This is a genomic window from Sagittula marina, assembly GCF_014196795.1.
Lineage (GTDB): Bacteria > Pseudomonadota > Alphaproteobacteria > Rhodobacterales > Rhodobacteraceae > Sagittula > Sagittula marina.
Window position 1 is genome coordinate 464,978 of sequence record NZ_JACIEJ010000003.1, and the last position, 20,787, is coordinate 485,764.

18 protein-coding genes and 2 pseudogenes are annotated in these 20,787 nt (G+C 62.5%); 15 read left to right on the top strand and 5 right to left on the bottom strand.

Annotation, left to right across the window (positions count from 1 at the left end; translation table 11 throughout):
- The first annotated feature begins 1,236 nt into the window (after positions 1–1,236).
- Positions 1,237–1,710 (top strand): ribonuclease E activity regulator RraA, encoded by a 474-nt coding sequence (rraA, locus tag GGQ68_RS08365; protein ID WP_183964881.1) that lies wholly within the window; start codon positions 1,237–1,239, stop codon positions 1,708–1,710.
- A gap of 202 nt (positions 1,711–1,912) precedes the next feature.
- On the opposite strand, the gene GGQ68_RS08370 is transcribed toward rraA, so the two are convergent.
- Positions 1,913–3,274: a sensor histidine kinase gene (locus tag GGQ68_RS08370; RefSeq protein ID WP_183964883.1), complete on the bottom strand. Its 1,362-nt coding sequence runs from the start codon at positions 3,272–3,274 to the stop codon at positions 1,913–1,915.
- Positions 3,271–3,942 carry a response regulator transcription factor gene (locus GGQ68_RS08375; protein WP_183964885.1) on the bottom strand — a complete coding sequence of 224 codons (672 nt, stop codon included), beginning with the start codon at positions 3,940–3,942 and terminating at the stop codon, positions 3,271–3,273. Before GGQ68_RS08375 ends, GGQ68_RS08370 begins: the two co-directional genes overlap by 4 nt.
- A gap of 147 nt (positions 3,943–4,089) precedes the next feature.
- Here GGQ68_RS08375 and GGQ68_RS08380 point away from each other — a divergent pair, with 147 nt between their 5' ends.
- The 6 genes from GGQ68_RS08380 to GGQ68_RS08405 all read left to right on the top strand — a co-directional run bounded on the left by GGQ68_RS08380 (position 4,090) and on the right by GGQ68_RS08405 (position 10,363).
- Positions 4,090–5,166: a type 2 periplasmic-binding domain-containing protein gene (locus GGQ68_RS08380; protein ID WP_183964887.1), complete on the top strand. Its 1,077-nt coding sequence runs from the start codon at positions 4,090–4,092 to the stop codon at positions 5,164–5,166.
- Between the two features lie 84 nt (positions 5,167–5,250).
- A complete protein-coding gene (locus GGQ68_RS08385) occupies positions 5,251–7,281 on the top strand; it encodes a tripartite tricarboxylate transporter permease (RefSeq protein ID WP_183964889.1) in 2,031 nt (676 codons plus the stop codon).
- Between the two features lie 18 nt (positions 7,282–7,299).
- The gene (locus GGQ68_RS08390; protein ID WP_183964891.1) at positions 7,300–8,388 is read left to right on the top strand and encodes a 4-oxalomesaconate tautomerase; all 1,089 of its coding nucleotides are present in this window, start codon (positions 7,300–7,302) and stop codon (positions 8,386–8,388) included.
- A gap of 1 nt (position 8,389) precedes the next feature.
- Positions 8,390–9,205, top strand: a complete 816-nt coding sequence (locus GGQ68_RS08395; protein WP_183964893.1) for a universal stress protein — start codon at positions 8,390–8,392, stop codon at positions 9,203–9,205.
- Between the two features lie 10 nt (positions 9,206–9,215).
- Positions 9,216–9,377 carry a hypothetical protein gene (locus GGQ68_RS08400; protein ID WP_183964895.1) on the top strand — a complete coding sequence of 54 codons (162 nt, stop codon included), beginning with the start codon at positions 9,216–9,218 and terminating at the stop codon, positions 9,375–9,377.
- Positions 9,378–9,388: 11 nt separating this feature from the next.
- The gene (locus GGQ68_RS08405; protein WP_183964897.1) at positions 9,389–10,363 is read left to right on the top strand and encodes a D-2-hydroxyacid dehydrogenase family protein; all 975 of its coding nucleotides are present in this window, start codon (positions 9,389–9,391) and stop codon (positions 10,361–10,363) included.
- Here the strand turns inward: GGQ68_RS08405 and GGQ68_RS08410 are convergent.
- On the bottom strand, positions 10,338–11,330 hold the full coding sequence (locus tag GGQ68_RS08410) for an AbrB family transcriptional regulator (protein ID WP_183964987.1): 993 nt from the start codon (positions 11,328–11,330) through the stop codon (positions 10,338–10,340). The two genes, GGQ68_RS08405 and GGQ68_RS08410, sit on opposite strands and share 26 nt — an antisense overlap.
- 141 nt (positions 11,331–11,471) lie before the next feature.
- On the opposite strand from GGQ68_RS08410, the gene GGQ68_RS08415 reads away from it, so the two are divergent.
- The 4 genes from GGQ68_RS08415 (at position 11,472) to GGQ68_RS08430 (ending at position 15,419) form a co-directional block, all read left to right on the top strand.
- Positions 11,472–12,149, top strand: a complete 678-nt coding sequence (locus GGQ68_RS08415) for a GntR family transcriptional regulator (protein ID WP_183964899.1) — start codon at positions 11,472–11,474, stop codon at positions 12,147–12,149.
- Positions 12,146–13,534, top strand: a complete 1,389-nt coding sequence (gene tcuA / locus GGQ68_RS08420) for an FAD-dependent tricarballylate dehydrogenase TcuA (protein WP_183964901.1) — start codon at positions 12,146–12,148, stop codon at positions 13,532–13,534. The genes GGQ68_RS08415 and tcuA overlap by 4 nt, the downstream gene beginning before the upstream one ends.
- On the top strand, positions 13,524–14,585 hold the full coding sequence (gene tcuB, locus GGQ68_RS08425; RefSeq protein ID WP_183964994.1) for a tricarballylate utilization 4Fe-4S protein TcuB: 1,062 nt from the start codon (positions 13,524–13,526) through the stop codon (positions 14,583–14,585). The genes tcuA and tcuB overlap by 11 nt, the downstream gene beginning before the upstream one ends.
- A gap of 465 nt (positions 14,586–15,050) precedes the next feature.
- Positions 15,051–15,419, top strand: coding sequence for a hypothetical protein (locus GGQ68_RS08430; protein ID WP_183964903.1), 369 nt, complete (start codon positions 15,051–15,053; stop codon positions 15,417–15,419).
- Between the two features lie 191 nt (positions 15,420–15,610).
- Here the strand turns inward: GGQ68_RS08430 and GGQ68_RS08435 are convergent, their stop codons facing one another.
- On the bottom strand, positions 15,611–16,141 hold the full coding sequence (locus GGQ68_RS08435; RefSeq protein WP_183964906.1) for a hemerythrin domain-containing protein: 531 nt from the start codon (positions 16,139–16,141) through the stop codon (positions 15,611–15,613).
- Between the two features lie 338 nt (positions 16,142–16,479).
- Here GGQ68_RS08435 and GGQ68_RS08440 point away from each other — a divergent pair, with 338 nt between their 5' ends.
- Both GGQ68_RS08440 and GGQ68_RS08445 read left to right on the top strand, forming a co-directional pair.
- Positions 16,480–18,111, top strand: coding sequence for an FMN-binding glutamate synthase family protein (locus GGQ68_RS08440; RefSeq protein WP_183964907.1), 1,632 nt, complete (start codon positions 16,480–16,482; stop codon positions 18,109–18,111).
- Between the two features lie 23 nt (positions 18,112–18,134).
- Positions 18,135–19,847, top strand: a complete 1,713-nt coding sequence (locus GGQ68_RS08445) for a thiamine pyrophosphate-dependent enzyme (RefSeq protein ID WP_183964908.1) — start codon at positions 18,135–18,137, stop codon at positions 19,845–19,847.
- A gap of 54 nt (positions 19,848–19,901) precedes the next feature.
- Here the strand turns inward: GGQ68_RS08445 and GGQ68_RS08450 are convergent.
- Positions 19,902–20,072: pseudogene (locus GGQ68_RS08450) on the bottom strand (transposase); the annotation flags it as partial.
- A 185-nt stretch (positions 20,073–20,257) separates the two neighbouring features.
- Here GGQ68_RS08450 and GGQ68_RS08455 point away from each other — a divergent pair.
- Together GGQ68_RS08455 and GGQ68_RS08460 are read left to right on the top strand one after the other, a co-directional pair.
- Positions 20,258–20,494 (top strand): hypothetical protein, encoded by a 237-nt coding sequence (locus GGQ68_RS08455; RefSeq protein WP_183964909.1) that lies wholly within the window; start codon positions 20,258–20,260, stop codon positions 20,492–20,494.
- Positions 20,495–20,520: 26 nt separating this feature from the next.
- A pseudogene (locus GGQ68_RS08460) lies at positions 20,521–20,759 on the top strand (transposase); the annotation flags it as partial.
- Positions 20,760–20,787: the final 28 nt, after the last annotated feature.

Genomic DNA, 20,787 nt, shown 5'->3' on the forward strand with positions numbered 1-20,787 from the left:
CGACTCGGTACGGAGTGGCAACGGCGCGGATTCTATAAGCCGTTTCATGTGATCGAAGATGACCACCTCGGCGTGTCGCTGCGATTCCCGAGGATCGGTCATGTCTTACAATTCAAGCTTCGATGGGCAGCGCGATCGAATTTCCGCTAGCACACAGAAGGCTCCCCTTCAGGTCATCGCAGATGTATCGGACCAGAAGCCCATCGCCACCCGGCCCCAAGGCGCTCTCCAGTAGCTTTCGAGCATAGAGAGCGGTTGGAGAGGCCACTCCAAGGATATCCGCGAACGCACCCAGAGCGCTGTTGTGGTTTCCACGCCCTGCTCGCCATTTGATATACTCCTGAGCAGCTTCAAACCACAGCCGAGGGGCAGGACAGACTGCGTCAGTACCTTGAATTGATACCGGTTTTTTCTGCTGTGATAGGCTTTCGCGTCTCCAGGAACCCAAGCTTGAAGCTGTACATCTGAGGCACCTGCCCCGTCTGGCCCACGCACAACCAAAAGGCGCACCGCGCAGGGGCGACGCCCCCCTAAGCCAGTTGATCCGCCAGAGCCCAATGGGCCGCTTCGCCCGGGGTTCTGTCTGGCGAAATGTTTGATCATTGCGCCGCGTAGCGCAGCAGTGCCTCGCATTTCAACATGGGGGTGCTGGATACACCCCGGATGTCGCCCATCAGGAAACCAATCGCGAAAGCAGCGAAAAACAATCCTGAAAATGAGCATGCAGCCTGCCGTGAAAAGAGACGCGCGAGCGCCTGTGGCCCACCTCGCTCTCCCATAGATGCGACTGGCGCTGGGCACAGTTGCTTCAGAACAGCACAACGCCCCGCCCAACGTCGGCACTCGCCAAGATGCACATCGCGACGGTGCGGCGTCCAGCAAGCAGATCCTCCGAGAGCGCGCAGTTTGGGCTAACAAAATTAGGTCCTATGATACGCGGAGCGAAGCGGGCTACTCGGTCTACCTTCTTTTGCGTGATCGGGTTCAAATCCAGGCTTCATCGCGTCAACGTCCGGTCGTTTCCAATCACATGGACATTGGCACCCGGTGCGGGACACATAAGATGCGCTGCCAAAATGTCGAATTCGGTCGAAGCGTGAGCTGTCGTCTCCCCTTATATTCGTGGCCAGTTCGTCAGCGGAGATACATACGGGTGGTGGTTCGTGTTCGACCTGTGTCAAAGTGCCCGAGACACGTCGCGATTTCTGCGGCGACACTGGACGTGGGATCTATCCAATGAAAACTGCCGACCTCATCGACGTACATGCCACCAAGTTGCGGCTCGTGCATCTTCCGTTTTGCCGCTATGGCCAGAAATCCCACATCTGCGGCCCGGCGCAAACGGTGAAGTGCTTCGAGGACAACACGGCCTTGCGTGGACAGCTGGAAACACCCGGAGAGGGACGCGTGCTGGTCGTGGATGCTGGCGGCTCGACCCGGATCGCCGTGCTGGGCGACATGCTGGCCGATCTGGCGATTTCCAACGGCTGGGCAGGTGTCGTCATCAGTGGTGCCATCCGCGACAGTGCCGAGATCGCTGCAATGGATACACTGGTCTTCGCATTAGGCACCTCGCCCGTAAAAAGTGCCAAGGATGGGCTCGGCAAGGTCGGTGGGACTGTGGAACTGGGCGGAGTTCGGATCGCCCCAGGAAACTGGATCTACGCCGATGCCGACGGCGTCCTGATGAGCGCCGAAAAGCTAGTTTAGATCGGACCAGAGCCAACCTCCCTGTTCGGCGCAGCGGGTGGCCGGTGTCATCCCCACTTGTTTTCAGGACATGGCGTGAGAGTGTTTCAAGTGGTGTCCCTCCGAGGGACCTTTCAGATCGGATGGTCAATGTCCTGACCATCCGGCACGCAGTCGTCTGGCCGAGCCACGAAACACACGCGGCTGAAATGATGCTCGTGTCTCAGGCCTGTGCGACGCGAGGAAACCAAAGACAAAACGTCGCTCCCGTCTCGCTCGGAACAAGATCGACGCGTCCTGCGTGTCTGACCATCACCTGTTCAACGATGGCAAGCCCCAACCCGGTCCCCTCGCCATACTGCAACTGCGAAAAACGGCGAAAGGCTGTGCTGATCTTGTCGGGCGGAATGCCGAACCCGTCATCGTCGACCGTGATCATGAAACCCTCCTCGTCCGAAGATGTCCGGACGTTGATTGCGGTCATCTCTCCACCGCCATGCTTCAGCGCATTCTCGAGAAGATTGATCAAGGCCTCGCCAACGAGAACGGAATTGCCAAGAACCAAAAGAGGTTCCTCGGACGGTGCAAAAGCAAAGTCCAGATCACGAGATAGCGCCTTGGCGGCGAAGGCCCGGCAGACATCCTCGACGACCGTGTTCAGGTCGAAAGGTGCCATCCCCATGCTTTCATCGTATCGCAGACGCTCCAAGGACAGCAATTGTTCTGAAAGCCGCGCGGATTTGCGGGCCGCATCTACCAGTTGCTCTTCGCAGTGCGCCCGCTCCGCCGCGTCATGCACGTGCGGAAGCGCTTCGGCCAGGGTCAGGATCGCAGCTGCGGGATTTCGCAACTGGTGCGCCGCATCTGAAATAAAGGCTTGATGCGCCTCGAAACTATCCTGAACCTGCCCCAAAAGACGGTTTAGCGTCGAAACGATGTCAGACACTTCATGCGGCACCGCACGGCGTATCGGGCCGAGATCTTCGGGTGAGCGTCGCCGGATAGCGGCCTCCAGATCGTTCAGGGGGCGCAGACCTATCTGCACACCGAACCAGATGATCAAGGCAAGCGCCGCCATTAAACCGAAAATCAGCGCCGCTGCGCGAAAGGCCAGTTCCCGGGCAAAGGCCCGGCGGTCGCTGACGCGCTGCCACACCGTCACGACCGTGTCGCCGGTCAATGTGCCGATGGTGCGGTTTTCGATCATGCGCATGACGCGCATGTCCTCGCCGCGGTAGGTCGCGAAATAGTAGAACGGCAGATCCCGTGCGACGGGCGTTTCGGGACGCGGTGGATAAGCATAGCCGGTCACGTAGACGCCGCCGGGGCCGGTAACGTGGTAGAACACCTCGCCGCCCCCGGCATCCGAGATGACACGCCGGGTGCTGGGAGACAGCGCATCCCCTTCGGAAATGGCAACATCGCGTGAAATTGCCAGGGCCGCAGAAACCAGGGATCGGTCGAACAGCTCCTCCGACGTTTCCTGCGCCACCTCGAACCGCCACCATCCCAGCAGCGCCGAGACCACGAACAGCGGCGGCAAAATGACCAGAAACAGCCGCAGACGCAGCGACATCGACTTCATGGAGAGTCAATCTCCAGCATGTAACCCAGTCCGCGCGCGGTCTTGATCCTGATGCCATAAGGTTCGAGCCGCTTGCGCAGGCGCGAGACATGCGGCTCGATGGCGCTGTCTTCTGCGTCGGAGCCGGTGCCGTAGACATGGGTGATCAGTTCCGACTTCGACACGATCCGCCGCCGCCGTTCGAACAGGCATTCCAGCGTCGCGATCTCCCGGCGCGGAATGTCGAGCGGCTGATCGTCCTTCAGCACCTGGCGGCCCGTCCGGTCGAAAACCAGCGGTCCCAGTGTATCCCGCGCCGCGAATTCCAGGTTCTTGCGCCGGGCCATGGCGCGCAGCCGCGCTTCCAGCTCATCCATCTCGAAGGGTTTCGTCAGGTAGTCGTCCGCTCCGGCATCCAGCCCCGCGACGCGCTCCGCCGTTTCAGAGCGCGCGGTCAGCAGGATCACCGGCGTGCCATCGCCGCGCAGTCTCAATGCGCGCAGCAGGTCTATCCCGTCCATGCCCGGCAGGTTCAGGTCCAGCACCACCAGATCAGCGCCTTCGCGAGACAGGAACGCGTCCGCCTCGCACCCATCGTGCAGCAGGTCCACCGCATGCCCCCTGCCGCGCAACCGAAAGGCGATCCCCTGGGCCAATGCTTCGTTATCTTCGATCACAGCGATACGCATGCCTACATCTTTGTCATGATGCGCAAGTTTCGCGCAAGGTTGAGACGGCATGGTGCCGACATTGGAGGAGGGAATCATTCCCTTGATACGAAATAAATGAACCGTCGGGCCTTTGTCCCGGCGCGACAGGTCTACGGGAGGAAACCAATGACCATCAAGACATTCGCAGCCTCGGTTGCCGCAGCCACCCTTCTGGCATCCCCGACGCTCGCCGAAATCGACCTTTCCGGCAAGACGGTTGAATGGGTGATCCCGTTCTCGGAAACCGGAGGCTCCGCCAAATGGGCCAACTTCTTTGCGCCGCTTCTGTCCGAAGAACTGCCGGGCAACCCTACCGTCGTGGTGAAATTCATGCCCGGCGCAGGCTCCACCAAGGGTGCGAACTGGTTCCAGGAACAGGAATACGACGAGGGCACTCTGATTTTCGGCACGTCCGGGTCCACCCAGTTCCCTTTCCTGCTGGATGATCCGCGCGTACGCTATGAATATTCCGACTGGGTGCCGGTCATGGCGTCCGGTACCGGCGGTGTCGCGTACCTCAACCCGAAGGACGGCGAGAAGTTTGACGGCTCCGCGAACAATCTCAAAGACGTCGACTTCATCTATGGCTCGCAGGGGGCGACGCGCCTCGACCTCGTACCGCTGCTGGCATGGGAAATGCTTGGCATGAACGTCGAGCCGGTCTTTGGCATCAAGGGGCGCGGTGACGGTCGCCTGATGTTCGAACGCGGCGAGGCCACCATCGACTACCAGACCTCGTCGGCTTACCTCGGCGCCTCCGCCGAGCTGGTCGCGCAGGGCAAGGCCGTGCCGATGATGACCTGGGGTGCGCTGGACGACGCGGGCAACATCGTGCGTGACCCGACCTTCCCGGATATTCCGACCTTCAAGGAAGTTTGCGAGGCCACCGATGGCTGCGAGACCTCCGGCGAGGCATGGGATGCATGGAAAGCTTTCTTCGTGGCCGGTTTCCCGGTGCAAAAGATCGCCTTCCTGCCCAACGGCACCCCGGACGACGTCGCGAAGACCTACTCCGACGCGTTTGATGCAGTGCGCAACCGTCCGGACTTCCCGGAAATCGCCAGCAAGCGCGTCGGCAAATACGAGGTCTTCGTCGGCGCCAACGCCAAAGCAGCCACCGAAGCCGGCACGACCGTGTCGCCCGAGGCGAAAGCTTTCGTGAAGAACTGGCTGCAAGACTCCTACGGCGTGTCGCTGAAATAAGCACTGCCCCTGCGGCCCCGCGCCAGATCGGCGCGGGGCCGTCTGAATCATTTTTCCCAACATTCAAAATCGAAAGCCGGTGCGATGGAAATGTTCGCCACCGCCCTGCCTGCGCTTGGCCAGGCATGGGCCCTGATTCTACAACCTGAAGTCCTGGGATATCTCGTTCTCGGCGTGGTGATGGGCCTGGCCGTGGGTGTATTCCCGGGCCTTGGCGGCATCGCCGGGCTTTCACTGCTTTTGCCTTTCATGTTCGGCATGGACCCGGTTCTGGGCCTCGCGTTGATGGTGGGCATGGTGGCCGTTGTGCCGACCTCGGACACCTTCGCCTCTGTTCTGATGGGCATTCCCGGCAGTTCCGCGTCACAGGCCACGGTGCTCGATGGCTTTCCGCTGGCCAAGAAAGGTCAGGCGGCGCGAGCGCTGTCCGCAGCGTTCACTTCGTCGTTGTTCGGCGGGTTGGTCGGCGCGGCCTTCCTGACGATCTTCATCATCGTGGCGCGGCCACTGGTGCTGGCCTTTGGCCTGCCGGAAATGCTGATGATCTCGATTCTTGGCCTGTCCATGGTTGCCGTGCTCGCGGGCCGTGTCGCGCTCAAGGGGCTGGCGGCGGCGGGCCTCGGCATGTTGATCGGCACAATCGGTGAGGCGGATGCGGGCGGTTCGCTGCGCATGGCGTCTTATGACATCCCCTACCTCACGGACGGGCTGAAGCTGGTGATTGTCGGACTCGGCATCTTTGCCGTGCCGGAAATCATTTCGCTGCTGCGGCAGGACCGTTCCATCGCCAAGGACGCCAAGCTGGGCGCCGGCTGGGGCGAAGGCGTGAAGGACTGGGTTGCCAACAAATGGCTTTCGGTCCGCTGTTCTTTGATCGGTGTCGTCATCGGCGTGATCCCGGGCCTCGGCGGCTCGGTCGTCGACTGGATCGCCTATGGCCATGCCGTCCAGACCACCAAGGACAAGAGCCAGTTCGGCAAGGGCGAGATCCGCGGCGTGATCGGGCCGGAAAGCTCGAACAACGCCAAAGAAGGCGGTGGACTTGTCCCGACCCTGCTGTTCGGCATTCCGGGTTCCGGCTCCATGGCGATTTTCATCGGCGCCATCGCGCTGCTGGGGTCCGGCGATATCGAAGTCGGCCCGTCCATGCTGCGCGATAACCTGGACATCACCTATTCCATCGTCTGGCTGCTGGCGCTGGCCAACGTGGTTGGCACATTGCTGTGCATCGCGGCGTCGGGCGGCATCGCCAAGCTGACCACCATCCGCTTCACCTATCTCGCGCCCTTCCTCTTCATGCTGATCTCTTTCGCGGCGTTCCAGTCGGGTCAGAACTTCGAAGATATCCTCGCGCTGTTCGCAATCGGCCTGATCGGCATTTTTCTGCGCCGCTTCGACTGGTCGCGCCCCGCCTTCCTGATCGGTTTCGTGTTGTCCAACCCGGTTGAGAAATTCTCCAACCAGGCGTTTCAGATCGCGTCCTTCCGGTTCCGCAGCTCGTTCGAAGAGGGCATGAGCTATATCTTCTCACCCATCGTGATCGTGCTGCTGATCGTGACCGTTGTCTCGGTCGTGCTGGGCCTGCGTCAGGCGAAATCCATCATGGCCGAGGGCGATGTGAAATCGGGTTCCAAGCGCGCCCCAATGGTCTTCCTGCTGATCATCATGGCCTATGTGGTCGCCGCCCTGATCAACGCGAACATGATCCCCGACTACAACATGACGGACAAGATCGTGCCGCTGGTCATTGGTGGGATCACCTTGGCAGCCCTGTTGATCCTGCTGGTGCAGATGATCCTGCGCCCCGAAAACGATGCTGTCTTTGCCGACAAGGAACTGGCCGGAGAAGATGCAGATGCGCCTTTTGGCCTTTGGAGCACGCTGGCGTGGTTCCTGGGTCTGATCGTAGCGACGTATTTCATCGGCTTCATCCTCGCGCTGCTGGGTTTCCTCGTGTCGTTCCTGCGGGTTCGCGCGCAGGCCGGATGGCCCAAGACGCTGATCCTGACCGCCGCTGGCATTGCGCTGATGTGTGTCATGGCGGGCGCGCTGAACCGCGACTTCCCGCCGGGGCTGCTGCAGCACGCCGTCGATCTGCCCTGGCCGCTTAAGTAATCCAACGGAGTGAATGATATGACACAGACAGGCATTCCTTTCGTCTTCATGCGCGGCGGCACGTCTCGCGGGCTGTACTTCAACCGCAAGGACCTGCCGCAGGATCGTGAAACGCTGGCGGAGGTGCTTCTGGCCGCCATCGGGTCTGGCCATGCGATCAACATCGACGGCATCGGCGGCGGTGTGGCAGTGACCACCAAGGTCGCCATGCTCTCAGCTTCGGACGATGACTGGGCGGACGTGGACTATTTCTTTGCGCAGGTCTCGGTCGAGGATCGGCTGGTGGATTTCAAACCGACCTGCGGCAATATCCTGTCGGGCGTCGGCCCAGCGGCGGTTGAAATGGGGCTGATCACCCCCACCGGGGATGAAACCGAAGTGAAAATCCGTGCCGTCAACACCGGCGCGCGGGTGCTGGCCCGGGTCCAGACGCCGGACGGCACCATGCGCTATGACGGCGACGCCGCGATCGCGGGCGTTCCGGGCACGGCGGCCCCCATCGCGCTGAGCTTCATGGGGGTGGTCGGATCGTCGACCGGAGCCTTCCTGCCCAGCGGCAACCTGCGCGATACGTTCGATGGGATCGAGGTGACCTGCATGGATGTAGCGATGCCCATGGTCATCGCCCGTGCGTCGGATTTCGGCCTGACTGGCTATGAAACCGTGCAGGAACTGGACGAAAACCGAGACTTCTTTGCCCGGATGGAGGCGATCCGCCTGCAAGCCGGGGCCGCGATGGGTATGGGAGACGTGGCGAAATCGGTGACGCCGAAGTTCGGTCTGCTCGCCCCCGCCCGCGACGGCGGCACAATCGCAACGCGGTATTTCATGCCCTGGACGACGCACCCGTCGATGGCGGTCACTGGCTCGCAATGCCTTGCCTCTTGCGCGCTGACGCCTGGGACCGTGGCGGACGGAATGCTCGAACGCCCGGCCACCGGCCCTGCGAACGTGGTGCTGGAGCATGCCTCCGGTACGATCGAAGTGCTGGTTGATTTCGAGATGAACGACCAATTCACGTTGAACTCCGCCGGACTGCTGCGCACCGCGCGCAAGCTGGCGGATGGGCAGATTTACGTGCCCGCCTCTGTCTGGAAAGGGCACTGACATGCCGGTGATGAACCTACTTGTAGCCTTTAACGGCTCGGACGGATCGGTGGCGGCCCTGCGCTACGCAGCCTCGTTGGCCGACCGCCTGGGCGCACATGTCACCGCCATGCTGGCTCATAGCGGCCACGAGGTGATCGACAAACGCTCGCGCTGGATCCCGAAAGAGGCCCGCGCCCTGCTGGACGCCGCCAACACGGGGATCCTGCGCGAGATCGAAGATCGGTTCGAGGCAGAACGCACAGCGCTTGGACTGGCCAATGCCTTGCAACTCAAAGAGGTCACGGGCCGCGTCGATACCGTCCTGTCCGAAGCTGCACGCCATTACGACATGCTGATTGTCGGCGCACGGTCCGACACCGATGACGAACACGTCACACTGCATCCTGACCGTATTGCGCTGCTGTCGGGCCGACCGGTCATCGTTGTGCCTGCGGGCTATGACGCTGGCGCCACGCACAGCCATGCGGCCCTCGCCTGGGATGGAGGCCGGGCTGCCGCGCGCGCGCTGTCCGACAGTCTGCGTTTGCTCGAAGATGACGGCCGCGTCAGCGTGCTGACCGTCGGGCCGCGCAATCCTTGGCCCATCGACGACCTGATGGTGCACCTGTCCCGCCATGGGGTTGAGGCGACGCAGCACGACTGGCCGACCACGCACCCGGTGGCGGAGACGATCCTGGCATGGTGCGTCAAGCATAACCCATCCCTGTTGGTGCTCGGCGCCTATGAGCATTCCAAGTTTCGCGAGGATTTCCTGGGCGGTGTGACCACAGGAATCCTGTCACGCAGCACCATCCCCGTTTTGCTGTCGCACTGAGGAGCCAACCATGAGCGATTTCGAAAAACTCGCCCGCGCACGTCGCGATCTGGAAGAAACGCGCAACGACCTGTCGAAGCGCATTGCCGAAGATGCGGCCGACAAGGCTGACCTGATCCTCTTGCATGACCGGGTCAGCCGCGCGATCAAGGCGCTCTCTGGCGGTTTCTGAAAGACCACGACATGAAGGTCCACATTCTCGACGACTGGTTCGACACGTTGCGCGGTTTACCCTGCTTCGACCTGCTCACGGATCACGAGGTTACCGTCTGGACCGATCATGAACCCGATCCTGCGGCCCTGGCCGCGCGGCTTGTCGAGGCGGACTGCGTTGTGCTGTTCCGCGAGCGCACCCATGTTACCCGCGATCTGCTGGAACGGTTGCCGAACCTGCGGCTGATCTCGCAGCGCGGGGCCTGGCCGCATGTGGATGTGGACGCCTGCACCGATGCGGGCGTTTTGCTGTGTTCTAACAAGGGCGCTGATGGCGCGAATTACGCCGCGGCGGAGCTGACTTTCGCGCTGATCTTGTCTGCCATGCGCCAGCTGCCCCAGCAGATGGCCAGCGTCAAGGCGGGCGGGTGGCAGATGGGTGTTGGCCGGACCCTGCGCGGCCGGACACTAGGCCTGTACGGCTATGGCCGCATTGGGCGGGTGGTCGCAGAATATGCGCGCGCCTTCGGTATGGAGGTGGTGTGGTGGGCGTCCGAGGCGGGCCGCGCCCGCGCACAAGCGGACGGCGAAACCGTCGCGCCGAGCCGCGCGGCATTCTTTGCCGAAAGCGACGTTGTCTCCCTGCACCAGCGGCTGACACCAGAGACGCGCGGGATTGTCACGGCAGAGGATCTTGCCCGGATGGGCCCGAAGTCGGTTCTGGTGAACACCTCACGCGCGGGGCTGATCGCCCCCGGCGCGCTGCTGGACGGTTTGAACGCGGGCTGCCCCGGCATGGCCGCCATCGACGTCTTTGACTCTGAGCCGCTGCGCGACCCCGCCGACCCGTTGCTGGCGCATCCGAACCTGATCGCGACACCCCATATCGGGTTCGTTACCGAGGACGAGTTCGACAAACAGTTCGCTGACATCTTCGCGCAGGTGAATGCCTACGCCCAGGGCGCGCCGATCCACATGGTCAACCCTTCCGTCTACGGGCAATAAGCCCCGCCACCACTGGCGCGCCGACGATCACGATCACGATGCGCGTCAGGTGGTGGGTGATGACGAACCCAAGGTCCGCTCCGGTGACGATGGCCAGCACCGTCATCTCTGCCTGTCCACCGGGCGCAAAGGCCAGGAAGGCGGGCACCGGGTCGCCGAGCCCCAGCGCCGTCACCAGCCCGGAAAACCCGGCGGCCAGCACCGCCAGCACCAGCACATAGGCCACACCTGCCGCGACCACGCGCGTCAGCTCGCCCCATGTGACACCCAGAAAATGCACGCCGATGCCGCAGCCGATAAAGAACTGCGCCGCTAGGATCGCCTCGGCGGGCGGGCGGAAATGCACGATTCCCGCCAGCGACAGGGCCGCCGTCACGATCATCGGTCCGAGGATCGACGCGCCGAACAGGCCCAGCCGTTCGCCACCCTTCCAGCCGATCCACGCGGCGGCGACCATGATCAACAGCTCGTACCAAGGCAGGTCGGCCACCGGCGCGCCGATGGGATTGGTCAGGGGTGCGCCGTAGAAATGGCTGAGGATAAAGGGCGCGAGGGTCACGATGATCAACACCCGTGTCGCGTGGATCAGCGACAGCGCGCGTGGATTGCCCCCCGCCTCGGTTCCGAAGATCACCATGTCCTGAAGGCCGCCGGGCATGGCCGCGTAATAGGCCGTGGGCGCATCAAAGCCCCAGAGCCTGCGAAAGAACGGGACGCCGACAAGGGCAATCAATGCGATGAAGATCGGGATCATTGCCACCGACAGCGCCATGCGCGGCAGCTCTGCGATGACCTGCGGCGTGATCGACGCGCCCACGGCGACCCCAAGGATCGTGCGCGCCGCCACCGACACCTGCCCGAACCCTTTCAGCGGAAAATGCGCCAATGCGCCCGCAAGGCAAAAAGCCAGCGGTCCAAACAAGAACGGCAGCGGCAAGGCCAGCGACCAGAATAATGCCGTGCCCATTGCCGCCAGACCGAAGGTCAACGCGCGCCGCGCATGGGGATGAGATAAATGTTTGCGCAAACCGGCCTCCTGACAGTCTTGACGGTTGATGCATACGCTTGTATCCACCCGGATACAATACTGAACCAAGGGCTGATAACCATGGATGACGACAGCGCCCCGCAGGGCAACGGTGCCTATCTGCGCCTCCTGACCGAATTGCGCGAAGGCCGACTGAATCCCGGCGACCGGCTGCGCGAAACCGAACTGGCGGACCTGCTTGGCGTGTCTCGCACCCCCGTGCGCGAAGCCATTCGTCAGCTCGAGGCCGACGGCATTGTCACCCATGTGCCGCGTCACGGCGCCACCATCCGCAGGCTCGATTATGCCGAGGTGATGGAGCTTTACGAGATGCGTGCCGTGCTCGAAGGCACCGCCGCCCGACTGGCGGCGCGCGCGGCATCTGACATTGAAATCGAGGAACTGATCGACATGAATCAGCAGATGGCCACGCTGGGCAACGCGCCCGAGGCGTTCATCCTGAACCGTCAGTTCCATGCGGCGCTGCTGGACGCGGCCAAGAACCGCTTTCTCGCCCGGTCCATCCACGCACTGCAGAAGGCACTGATGATCCTAGGCCCGACGACGCTGACCGAACCCGACCGCGCCAGGAAGGCCGCCGAGGAACACTTCGGCATTCTCGACGCGATAAAGGCGCGGGACGGCACCTTCGCCGAAGCGGCGATGCGCGCCCATATCGAGGCCGCCCAGCGTGTGCGCGTCCGCGATTTGCGCGCCAGCAGCCACAAGACCCCCAGCTATGACGGAGACCTGCTGTGACCTCCCCAGACATCGCCATCATCGGCGGCGGCAACGCGGCGCTTTGCGCTGCCATCACGGCCGCCGAGGCCGGCGCGCGCGTTCTGATCCTTGAGACCGCGCCAAAGCCCTATCGCGGCGGCAACTCCCGCCACACCCGCAACTTTCGCTGCATGCACCATGGTCCGCTCGGGCCGCTCGTCGACAGCTACACCGAGGAAGAATACCTCGCCGACCTGATGAAAGTCACCGGCGGCAAGACCGACGAGGGGCTGGCGCGGCTTGCCATCCGCACATCAGAGGAATGCCTGCCCTGGATGGAAGAACACGGCGTACGCTTTCAGCCGTCGCTTTCAGGGACGCTGTCGCTGGCGAGGACGAATGCCTTCTTCCTCGGGGGCGGAAAGAGCCTCGTGAACGCCTATTATCTCACTGCTGGAAAGCTGGGTGTTCAGGTGGAGTACGAGGCCGCCGTCACGCATCTGGAACTGGACGATGATCGTGTGACGCGCATCGACTATACTCAGAACGGTCAGACACATACGATCACGCCGAAGGCTGTTGTCGTCGCCTCGGGCGGGTTTCAGGCCGACACCGATTGGCTCGCCCGCGCTTGGGGGCCAGCGGCGAAGAACTTCCTCATTCGCGGCACGCCCTACAATCGTGGCGTGGTGCTGGCCGATCTGCTGGATCAGGGCATCGAGCAGGTGGGCGACCCGACGCAATGCCACGCCGTCGCCATCGACGGGCGCGCGCCGAAATTCGACGGCGGCATCGTCACACGGCTCGACTGTGTGCCGTTTTCCATCGTGGTGAACAAGGACGCGCAGCGCTTTTACGACGAAGGCGAAGACGTCTGGCCCAAGCGCTACGCCATCTGGGGCCGCCTTGTCGCCGCCCAGCCCGATCAGGTGGGCTATGTGATCATCGACGCCAAGTCGCTGGAGCTGTTCATGCCCTCCGTATTTCCGCCGATCAAGGCGGACACGCTGGAGGAACTGGCCGACCAAATGGGCCTGCCCGCCGATGCGCTGGTGCAGACCGTGACCGAGTTCAACAAGTCCTGCGGCGACACCTCGGGCTTTCACCCCACAGAACTCGATGGTGTCACGACCACGGGCCTCACCCCGCCCAAGACCAACTGGGCGCGCCCGATCACTGAACCGCCGTTCTACGGCTACAGCTTACGCACCGGCGTGACCTTTACCTATCTCGGCCTGAAGGTTGACGAGACCGCGCAATGCGCCATCGGCAATCGCCCCGTCACGAACCTCTGGGCGGCGGGCGAAACCATGGCCGGGTCAATCCTTGGCCAAGGCTACCTTGCCGGGTTCGGCATGACCATCGGAACCGTCTTCGGACGCATCGCAGGCAAGGAGGCCGCGGCCCATGCAAATGCAAACTGATCTTCTTCAGGAAGCCCGTCGCCAAGCCGAGATCTGCAACGCGTGCCGCTATTGCGAAGGTTACTGTTCGGTCTTCCCTGCCCTGCACGCCGAACGTGCGTTCAGCGATGGAGATCTGACGCAGCTGGCGAACCTCTGTCACAATTGCCGGGGTTGCTACTACGCCTGTCAATACACCGCCCCGCATGAATTCGACCTGAACCTGCCACAGGCGCTGGCGAATGTGCGTCAGGACAGCTGGGAGGAGCTCGCCTTCCCCCGCGCCGCCGGCAAGGCCTTTCAGAAAAACGGCGTGCTGATCGCTGTTGCCACCGTCATCGGGTTTGCCCTGTTGTTCTGGGCGGCCCGCGCTCTAGCGTCGGGGGGGGGCGTCGGGTTCTATGCCGTGCTGTCCCATAACGCGATGGTGGCGATCTTCCTGCCGGCCTTCCTGTTCCCGCTGGTCAGCATCGCGGTCAGCCTGCGCCGCTATTGGCGTCACATCGGCGCCGGTCCATTCCGGCCCGCGCATCTGATTGAGGCGCTGCGCCAGGCGGCCAACATGAAGAACCTCAAGGGTGGGCATGGCGACGGCTGCAATTTCGAGGACGAGGATCGGTTCACCCACGCCCGCCGCGCGGTTCATCAGGCGGTCATGTACGGCTTCCTGCTCTGTTTTGCCGCCACCAGTACCGCGACCGTGATGCACTACATATTCGACATGCCTGCGCCCTATGGGCTGTTCTCCTTGCCGAAACTGCTGGGCCTGTCCGGTGGAATTTTGCTGGTGGTGGGATGTTTCGAGATGATCCGATTGAAGCTGCGCTCGGACCGTAAGTTGGGCGCTGCCGGTGCCTTCGGCGGAGAGGTGGCCTTTATTGGGCTGCTGGGTTTTACAGGCTTCAGCGGGCTGGCTCTATATGCGCTCGGTCAGACATCGGTTATGCCGGTCTTGCTGGCGATCCACCTCGGGGCGGTTCTGACGTTTTTCCTGTTCACGCCGTTCACCAAGATGGCGCACGGCTTTTACAGGCTGACCGCTCTGACTGCTGACGCCGGTCGAAGCCGCTAAAATGACCGCCGATCGGCAACTATACAGAGCGGAAAGCTGGCGTATTGGGCTTTACGGACATTGGTGATCCTTGCCGCGAAAGTTCAGAAGCCGCCCTACTGGCGAAAGGCTGAACGCCGCACGAGAAAGGTGTAGGGTTCGAGTATCGACGGACGCCAATGCGCGACAGCTCGCTTTATACCGAACGAATTGGATGCGGAAGGTCGCGACGATCCTGCAGTGACCTCCCCCCCCCTGATCCCGGAATTGGGGCTAATGAAACTTCGGAACAGGGAGACAAACATGACGAAGAGGAAGGCTGTTTACGCCGGAGGATAGGGACAGGCGGTGGCCGGCTCTCCTACCTATGCGAGCCTGTCGACAGACCTGCGGATCACCCCAGGCCAGCTGAAGACGTGGCACTTTTAATTGCTGGCGGCAGGGTCGGCTGCGGCAATAGCTCAGGGCAAATCTGAGACAGCTGAGTTGGCGCAGCTGCGGCGTGACGTGGAGCGTCTTAAGGAAGAAAAAGAGGCGATGCGTAAAGCATTCATTTTCCGCACAGTGGCCGGTGAGAACAGGGCAGCGAAGCTTGTTTTTATGGCTGCCCATGCTCACGATCCTGCCGTTCGGTCGATACGCCGGGTGCTGCAGCTGGCCCCACGCGTGGCGCCGCACAGCACCGGAAAGGCGGTGGGGACGACCCGGTGCGACGCGTTGATCGATGAGACCCGAACGATTTTCGAGAGCAGAAAGCTCCGCTCTTTGAGGACATCGAGATCTTCTGAAGCCGCCAACGGCGCCATTCCAGCATCGGATACCGCACACAGGCTCAAGCAAGGATGGAAAGGGTGACCAGAATGTCGGCCCAATCCAACAAGCCCATGTTCCGGGATCAGGGGGCAAGGCCACACGACGACGATCAGCTCGTGCAGGACCCAGTAGTGCCCTTTCCATCACGCGACCCTTGAGCCGGTCAGACGGCCGCGACGGCGCGGGTCATACCCGCGCCGATGCGACGCGGCGCAATTTTTGGTGGCCCTTGGTCAGACGTCGCCCAGCGTCTGCGCCGGGTCGTCGATGTAGGCGTCCACGTCCTTGTCCTCGACCGGGACGCCCACCATATGCGCGCATTGAAACGCAAGGAACTGCACGCCCAGCTTGTGACGGTCTTCCAGCGAGGTGTGCTTGCGGAAGTCCACCAGACCCTGACGTTCCTCTTCGCCCATGTGATCGCTGTTGGCGACCTCGCAGGCAGAGACAGCCTCGAACCAGTCGGGCGAGCCGACCTTGTGCTTCTGCACCGCTTCGCCCGTGTCGCGGATGTCGTTGTGATCGTCGATGGCGTCGCGGGTTTCTTCCTCGGCGTCGTCGGCATCGCCACCGCCGGTTCCGACCTTCAGAAGGTCCGGGTAAAAGAATCGCTCTTCTGCCTCGGCATGGGAATCGAGCAGATTTTTCAGCCGGTTCCAGATCGCTGCCAGTGCCTTGGTTTCTTTCGGGTCGATTTCGCTGATCGCGGAAAACAGGCGGCGCTGTTCGGCGTGATCGTGCAGGATGATCTGTGTGACGTCCATTGTTTCAATCCTTCGCTGGTTCGGACAGCCGGGGTCTGCACGTGGGTCAGACCCCGGCCCCGGGTTTCACAAGTGTCGGTCAGATAGGTCGAAATGCGAGGCTGGCACGGGCTTGTGCATTAGGTTTCCCCCGCTCCCCCTCTTGCGCTTGCATCTGTCCAAGATTGCGTTTGCCTGAAACTTTGAGATCATGGCCCGATCCACGCAAGCGAAATTGCGGCCCCCGGACCCACCTGAAAAAAATGTAAGAAACCCGATACATTGATGCAAACTGGGTAGCTGACTTCAAAGACAAGTCGCCCAAGTAGAGTGAACACCCCAACATGAGAGAACACGACATGAATATCACCTTTGAAAGCCTTCTTGATATGGCGAAACGGGCGGTCGTGCCTGTCGTGGCGGCGGTCCTTCTGGTGATCGCCATTTTCCAGGGCTGGGTCGTGTTCGGACTGTTGATGGCGGCCGTCGTGCTGCTGGGGATCTACGACACCTTTCAATCCCGCTGGACGATCACCCGCAACTATCCAGTCGCGGGCCGGATCCGGTGGTTGTTCTACGACCTGCGCCCCTACCTGCACAGCTACATCGTCGAGGGGGACCTTGACGGCAAGCCGTTCTCTCTGGCGGCGCGCAATCTGGTTCACGCCCGCGCGGACGGGGCAACCGACACCCAGCCCTTCGGGACCGAGCGCGACACCGATGCGGACAGCTATCACTGGATCGGGCACTCCATCTCTCCCACCCAGAACCCGGACAAATCGCCCCGCGTCGAGGTCGGCTCCGACCAGTGCAGCAAGCCATATTCGGCCTCGGTCCTGAATATCTCGGCCATGAGCTTTGGCGCGCTGTCGGCCAATGCGGTCCGGGCGCTGAACCTGGGCGCGAAGAAGGGCGGCTATTACCACGACACCGGCGAAGGCGGGCTGTCACCCTACCACTTGGAAAACGGTGGCGACATCGTGTGGGAACTGGGCTCTGGCTACTTCGGCGCGCGCGACAAGGACGGCAGCTTTGACCCCGAAAAATTCGCGGAAACCGCGCAGCGTGACGAGGTCAAGATGACCGAAATCAAGCTGAGCCAAGGGGCCAAACCCGGCCACGGCGGCCTGCTGCCCGCCGCCAAGGTGACAGATGAAATCGCCAAGATCCGCCAAGTGCCCGCGCACGAGGACTGCCTGTCGCCGCGCGGCCATTCGGCCTTTTCCACCCCGATCGAGATGCTGGAATTTGCCGCCAAGATGCGCGACCTGTCCGGAGGCAAGCCCGTTGGCCTGAAGTTGTGCATCGGTCAGCCGCACGAACCCTTTGCCATCATGAAGGGGATCATCGAGACCGGGATTCACCCCGACTTCATCGTGGTCGACGGCGGCGAAGGTGGGACCGGCGCGGCCCCGCTGGAGCTGTCCGACTGGGTCGGCATGCCCCTGTCCGAAGGTCTGGTCCTGATGCGCAACGCGCTGGTCGGTGCAGGCGTGAAGTCGCAGATCCGGCTGGCGGCCAGCGGCAAGGTCTATTCAGGGATGGGGCTGGCGCGCAATATCGCTCAGGGCGCGGACTGGTGCAACGCGGCGCGGGCCTTCATGTTTTCGGTCGGGTGTATCCAGGCGCAGCGCTGCCACTTGGGCACCTGCCCCACTGGCGTCACCGCGCAGGAACCGGCGCGGCAACGCGGGCTGATCCCCGAGGTGCAGGGCGAACGCTCGGCCCGGTTCCACGAAAAGACGGTGGATGCGCTGATGGAGATCGTCGCCTCCGCCGGGCTGGACCATCCCGGGCAGCTTGAACCCCACCACCTGATGCAAAGCAGAGGCCCCGAACGGGCATTGCCGATGGACCGGATCGCGACCTTCCTGGCCGAAGGCGCGCTGCGGGAGGCGCCTGACGACACAATCTATGCGGATTTCTGGCGCGCGGCGCGGGCGGATAGTTTCCGTCCCGCCATTGACTTGGCACGCGTCCGCGCAAGCTAAACGACCCTTTAAGGACTACAGATATGACCAAAGTTTCAGACGTCGTTGTCGACGCTCTTGTCCAGGCAGGCGCGAAGCGCTGCTACGGCATCGTGGGCGACACGATCAACCACTTCACCGACTCCGTGCGCAAATCCGATCTGGCCTGGGTCCACGTCCGCCATGAAGAGGTCGGCGGTCTGGCCGCCGGTGGCGAGGCCTTTTTAACCGGAGAGCTGGCGGTCTGCGCCGGAACCTGCGGACCGGGTACGTTGCACTTCGTCAACGGCATCTTCGAAAGCCACCGCAACGGCGCGCCCGTCGTCCTGATCGCTACCGATGTCGCCCGCACCGAAGCCGGTCTGGGCTTCCCCCAAGAGCTGAACCAACGCAAGATCTACGAACAATGCAGTGTGTTCTGCGAATACATCTCGCACCCCGATCAGGCGCGGCGGATCGTCGTGCAGGCCGCACAGGCGGCCCTGACCAAAGGCGGCGTTGCCGTCGTCATCGTCAACGGCGACATGTTCGAGGAAACCACCAAGGACGCCCTGCCCTGGTCCGTCCATCGCCCCAAGTCACGCCTGCGCCCCGCCGATGACGAGCTGGATGCGCTGGCCGAACGGTTGAATGCAGCGGGCACCGTGACGCTTTATGCCGGGATCGGCGCGCGCGACGCGAAACCTCAGCTGCTGGCGCTGGCGAAAAAGCTGTGTGCGCCCATCGCCCACACCAGCCGGTCCAAGGAATTCATCGAACCGGGCAACGACCACAACATCGGCATGATCGGCATCTTGGGCAACAAGGCCGGGGTCGAGGCGGTGGACGCCGCCGATATCATGCTCTGCCTTGGGACCGATTTCGCCTATACGCAGTTCTATCCCGGTCAGGACAAAATCGTTCAGGTTGACCGCGACCCGTCCCACATCGGACGCCGCGCGCCGGTGGGCATGGGTCTGGTCGGCGATGTCGGCCCCACTATCGAGGCTTTGCTGGGGCGGCTGGACCAGAAGACCGACACAACCCATCTGGACAAGAGCCGCAAGCAGTGGGCGAAAGATCTGGAAGGGTACAAGCACGAAGCCGAGGAAAGCGATGCGTCGCTGATCCACCCGCAGTTCGTGACCCATGCGCTGGACCGGCTGGCCGCGGACGACGCCATCTTTACCGCTGACGGGGGGTCTCCGATGGTATGGCTGCTGCGGCACCTGACAGCAAAGGGCGACCGGCGCTTTCTGACCAGCCTTCTGCACGGCACGATGGCCAACGCCTATCCGCAGGCGATGGGGGCTATGGCCGCTTATCCTGGACGCCAGGTCATCTCGATGAGCGGCGACGGCGGGATGACGATGCTGATGGGCGATCTGTTGACGCTCAAGCAAGAAAAGCTGCCGATCAAGATCCTGATCTACAACAACGGATCGCTGGGCTTCGTCGAGATGGAGCAGCGGGTCGAAGGTCTGCTGGACACCTACACCAATCTGGAAAACCCCGATTTCAGCAAGGTGGCCATCGCCTGTGGGCTAAAGGGCTGGCGGGTCGATAACGCAAACGATCTGGAAAACGCGATGGCCGAATGGCTGGCCGCCGAGGGTCCCGCCGTTCTGGACGTGCGCGTCAGCTCGGTCGAGCTGGTCATGCCGCCAAAGGTTGAGGTGGGGCAAGTCGCCTCGACCACGCTCTTCGGGGTGAAGGCGGTGCTCGACGGTCGCCTGCGCGAAGTTGTGTCGCTGTTGCGCGACAACTTCCTGCGGTAGCTCAAGAGGACAGCGCCCATGCTGGAGGGCCAAGGCAGATGCCCCGATGACGGTGCCGGTGCTGTCAATGGGGAGGTTCAGTGGGCCTGTGCCACCGCGATAGGACTTGCGCACGTCCAGAGTTCACTGGCGCCGACAAAGGGTGCTGAAATCTGGTACGGCCCGGCTCAGGTCTGCCAGCCACAGGAGGCTTTCTACGAAACCTGTGGTCTGCCGGGTCGTCATTGTTGCTCGAACCAATAGCGCTCTCAATGACGAACATCGCTAACAGGAGTTTGGTGGCTCTTCGCGGTCCCGATGTCGATCCGGCGACGGGGGCCAGGTCGTAGGTGTCCAAAGGCTGTGCCGCCGTATTCAGCGAACCCAGCGCGCCGCACCCGCCGAGCAGGCTTGTCACGCCCAGCAGCGCTATGCGCCGTTTCATTATATTGGCCCTCATGGTGTCATCTCCGATATTCAGGAACGCGATTGTCGAGCAGGAAACGAGCCGGATCACGCTCGACCCGCCGGACGAGATTGTTCAGGGTCGTAACGAGGCCGCGCGCTTCAGCGCCCAGACGGGTCAGCTCCGGCAGGCCGGTCTGGGTGAAATCTCTAAGGCCCGGCGCAGTGACCTGCCACGGGATTTTTCCTCCATCGTCGGTTAGAGTCCGATCCAACTTGAGGACGGACAATGAAGCGAACGCGATTTACGGACGAACAGATCATCCACTGTCCGGCAGGCGCATCCGCAGAATGCTGCCGAGAGGGGGCATTCTGTCGGAGCGTGAGGCCGGCGCGAAGTGTGCCGACCTGTGCCGCAAGCACGGCATGTCGGAAGGTACTTTCTACAACTGGAAAGCCAGGTTCGGCGGCATGACGGTGTCGGAGGCGAAGCGGCTGAAGGCGCTCGAGGACGAGAACGCGAAGCTGTAGGTCCAAGGGACCGTGGCCCCAGTGG